The 3,961-nt window shown below is 72.5% G+C and carries 2 protein-coding genes; both read left to right on the top strand.

What is annotated here, in order from left to right:
• Nucleotides 1-1,154 precede the first annotated feature (1,154 nt).
• Nucleotides 1,155-2,981: a transglycosylase domain-containing protein gene (locus tag BJF79_RS34155; protein WP_075903654.1), complete on the top strand. Its 1,827-nt coding sequence runs from the start codon at nt 1,155-1,157 to the stop codon at nt 2,979-2,981.
• Complete coding sequence (locus tag BJF79_RS34150; RefSeq protein WP_075903652.1) at nt 2,978-3,358, top strand: hypothetical protein; 381 nt, start codon at nt 2,978-2,980, stop codon at nt 3,356-3,358. Before BJF79_RS34155 ends, BJF79_RS34150 begins: the two co-directional genes overlap by 4 nt.
• Nucleotides 3,359-3,961 lie beyond the last annotated feature (603 nt).

Here is a 3,961-nt window from a genome sequence, read left to right as displayed (position 1 = left end):
CGTCCGGCTCTGACCCGCTCGGCGACCCGTTGAGCGGTGGCCCGCTGGGGGGCGGCCCGTTGGGCGGGCCTCCTCCATTTGTGCCGGGGCCCGGTCTCGGGGACGCGACCGTTCATGTGCCGTCCGGGTCGGAACCCGCTCGGCGACCCCTTGGGGCGGTGGCCCGTTGGGCGGGCCGCCTCCGGCTGCGCCGGGCGCCGGTCTCGGTGACGCGACCGGAACGTGCCGCCCGGGCCGGACCCCCTCGGCGGTGGTCCGCTGGGCGGCGGCGCCGGTTCGGGTCTGCCGGATATGTCGGGCGGTTCGCCCTCTGTGCCGGGGCCCGGTCTTGGTGACGCGACGGTGCACGTGCCGTCCGGCTCGGACCCGCTCGGCGGCCCGTTGAGCGGTGGCCCCTTGGGGGGTGGCCCGTTGGGCGGGCCTCCTCCGGCTGCGCCGGGCGCCGGTCTCGGTGACGCGACCGTTCATGTGCCGTCCGGGTCGGATCCGCTGAGCGGCGGCCCGTTGGGATCGCCGCCGCCGAGTCCGCCGGGCGGCTCGCCTTCCGCGCCGGGTCCGGGTCCCGGCCTCGGCGACGACCCCTTGGGCGGCTCCTCGTCCGGTGCCGGTCTCGGGGACGCGACGGTGCACGTGCCGTCCGGTCCGGGGCCCCTGGGCGGCGGCGGCCCGCTGGGCGGGCCTTCGGCCCCGGCGCCCGGTGCGCCGGGCCGCCGGGCTCGGCGACCGCGACCGTTCATGTTCCCCCCGGTTCGGCCCCTCTCGGCGGCGGACCGGCGACGTCGGCGACCGCGCCTTCGGGAATGCCGGGCGCGCCCGGCGGATCCGGTGGCGCGCCGGGCGGACCGTCCTCGGACGAGACGAGCGTGGACGTTTTCCGGGGCGGCGCGCCCGTCCCGTCCGGTTTCGGTGCGGCCCAGACGACGGCCGGGGATCCGCCCGCGAAGGCGGTCGGGTTCGGGGCCGGGGGCATTCCCGGCGGACCCGGCGGACCCGGCGGACCCGGGGGTCCAGGGGGTCCAGGGGGTCCGGGTGGGCCCGGCGGCCCCGGAGGGCCGGGTGGGCCCGGCGGGGGCGGGAAGGGGAAGCGGAGCCTTCTCGATCACCTGCGGTCGCGCAGCACGGGATGGCGGCGGTTCCTGCCTTCGTGGAAGGTGGTGAGCGGCGTCGTCACGCTCGGACTCGTGAGCGTGATGACGCTGGTGTGGGTCGCGTACTCGAACACGCCGACGCCGTCGGAGCCGACGGTCGAGGGCGTCCAGGACCAGGCGTCGATCTTCTACTACACCGACGGCACCGAGATCGGGCGGGTCGGGAAGAAGCGGCAGAGCGTCGACCTGGAGAAGGTGCCGAAGATCGTCCAGGAGGCGGTGCTGGCGGCGGAGAACCGCAGCTTCCGCACGGACCCGGGATTCTCGATCAGGGGCACCGCGCGGGCGGTGTGGGACAACCTGACCGGCGGGTCGGGCGGCGGTTCCACGATCACGCAGCAGCTCGCCAAGAACTACTACTCCGACCCCAACAACCGGACGATGAGCCGGAAGTTCAAAGAGCTGTTCATCTCCGTGAAGCTCGAAGAGAAGTACACCAAGGACGAGATCCTTGAGCTGTACCTGAACACCATCTACCTGGGCCGCAACACCTACGGCATCCAGGCCGCGTCCCGCGAGTACTTCGGCACGGACGTCTGGGACCTCAAGCCCGACCAGGCCGCGCTGCTCGGGGGGCTCATCCAGCACCCGAACCGCGACCCCGCCGAGAAGCAGTGGAAGAACTGGGCGCAGGGCCGGTACGAGTACGTGCTGAACGGTCTCGTCGAGATGGGCGAGATGAAGGCGGCGGACGCCGAGAAGTACAAGAAGACCTTCCCCAAGCTCCGGTCCCGCAACGCCGGTGACCAGCTGTACGAGGGCCAGCAGGGCTACATGCTGATGCGGGCCAAGGAAGAGCTCAGCCGCATCGGGATCGACGAGCAGGAGCTGTCGACCAAGGGCCTGCGCGTCTACACGACGTTCAACCGGAAGCGGATGGCGGACGCGAAGCGGGCCGCCGAGAAGAGCATCGCGCAGGTCAAGCCGAAGGACCTCGCGAAGAAGCACATCCAGGTCGGGCTGGTGTCGGTCAACACCGCCAACGGCGAGGTCATCGCGTTCTACGGCGGGCCCGGGTACCTGGAGCAGTCGTTCAACACCGTGTGGCAGGGCTCCGCGCAGGCGGGGTCGGCGATGAAGCCGTACGTGCTGGCGACCGCGCTGAAGCAGGGATACAGCCTCAAGAGCCTCGTCGAGGGACGGTCGAAGACGCCGCTGGACTCGAACGGCAACGTGGTGCCGAAGGGCACGCAGGGCGCGACGATCGTCCCGAACACCCACGACGTCGGTAAGGCGATCACGCTGACGAAGGCGCTGCAGGAGTCGGTCAACACCGCGTTCCTGCAGCTCGCCGGGAAGGTCGGCATCGACGAGGTGAAGGAGACCGAGACCGACGCGGGGATCTCTCCCGACCTGCTGAAGGGGCACGTGGGGATCAACCTGGCGCTCGGCGTCAACGACATCCGGGCGATCGAGCAGGCCGCCGGGTACCAGGCGTTCGCCAACGGCGGCGTCTACCACGAGCCGCACGTGATCCGGGTCGTGAAGCAGAGCGACAACGAGACGGTCCGGCTGAAGCCGAAGTACGAGTCGCGCCGGATCTTCAGCAAGGGCGTCGCGGCGGATGCGACGTACGCGATGCAGCAGGTCGTCAAGGGCGGGACGGCGACGGCGGCGCAGCTCCCGGACGGACGGGACGTCGCGGGCAAGACGGGCACGACGGACCGGAACGTGTCGTCGTGGTTCGTCGGCTACGTGCCCCAGGTGTCGACCGCGGTGACGATGTTCAGCGACGCGAACGGGTCGGACGGGAAGAAGAAGTCGGTCGTCCTGCCGGGCGTCGGCGAGGTCGAGGGCGGACGATCCCGGCGCGGTTGTGGCGCGCGTACATGACGCGGGCGACCAAGGGCCTGGAGGTCAAGTCGTTCCCCGAGCCGGGGTTCGACGGGATCGTCCAGAAGTGGGCGAAGCCGCCGAAGCCGAAGAAGCCCGAGAAGCCCGAGTGGTGCGACAAGCCGTGGGGGCGCCTGCACCCGAAGTGCCAGGACGGCGGCGGCGACGGCGGCGACAAGCCCGCGTGCCCGACCCCGATCTCGAACGGGAACTGCGACCCGAACAAGCCGCCGAGCGATCCGCCGCCGGACTGGTGGTGCCGGCTGCACCGGGGTGCCGAGGAGTGCCGGGAGCGCCGCGGCGACGGTCGCGGCCTCGGCGAGACCGAGTTCGAGAACGTCGGTCCGCTGCTGCCGTCCGGCAGGCCACCGGACTGACGCGATGTCGACCGATGAACGTGGCCCGGCGGCGTTCGGACCGCCGCCGGGCGTCCCGCCGGTGAGGTCCTCGTCAGATCGGGGTGTGACATGAATTATTTTCGCGTGCGGTCGAGGACGGCGACGTGCGCGGTGGCGCGCGGCCGTCGGCGGTCTCCGGTCGCCGGGTGGACCGGCAGGTCGGGCCGCGAATCGGACATAACGCCGGAACGGTCCGGACGAGCCGGTACCGGATGGCATGATCGAGTGCGTTCGACCCCCGCGGGGGTGGCCGGCCGTACCGCTCCGCCCCCCACGTCCGCACGTGCGCAGTACCCTCTGACGACGCACAGCCGTACCCCAGTTGATGAGGCCGCGTGAGCAACCCAAGCCGATACGGACCGGATTACGGAGACAGCCCGGGCCGCAGGCGCGCCCCCCGCCCCGGCGCTTCCGCCGGTGGGCAGCGCGGGAACTCCGGAGGGGGACCGATGCCCGGCAGGCAGCCTCGTCCGGGGCCGCGTCCAGGGCGGTCGCGGCGGCGGCCCGTCGCGGGGCGGCCGGTCCCCCCGGTGGCCGTCGCCGCGGGCAGCCCGCGGCGTCCCCGTCCGGTGCCCCGCCCGG

Origin of the sequence: Actinomadura sp. CNU-125 (assembly GCF_001942465.1) — a bacterium.
Classification (GTDB): Bacteria; Actinomycetota; Actinomycetes; order Streptosporangiales; family Streptosporangiaceae; genus Spirillospora.
Note: the sequence above shows the minus strand (reverse complement) of the source record. Positions and strands in the feature narration are given on the sequence as shown.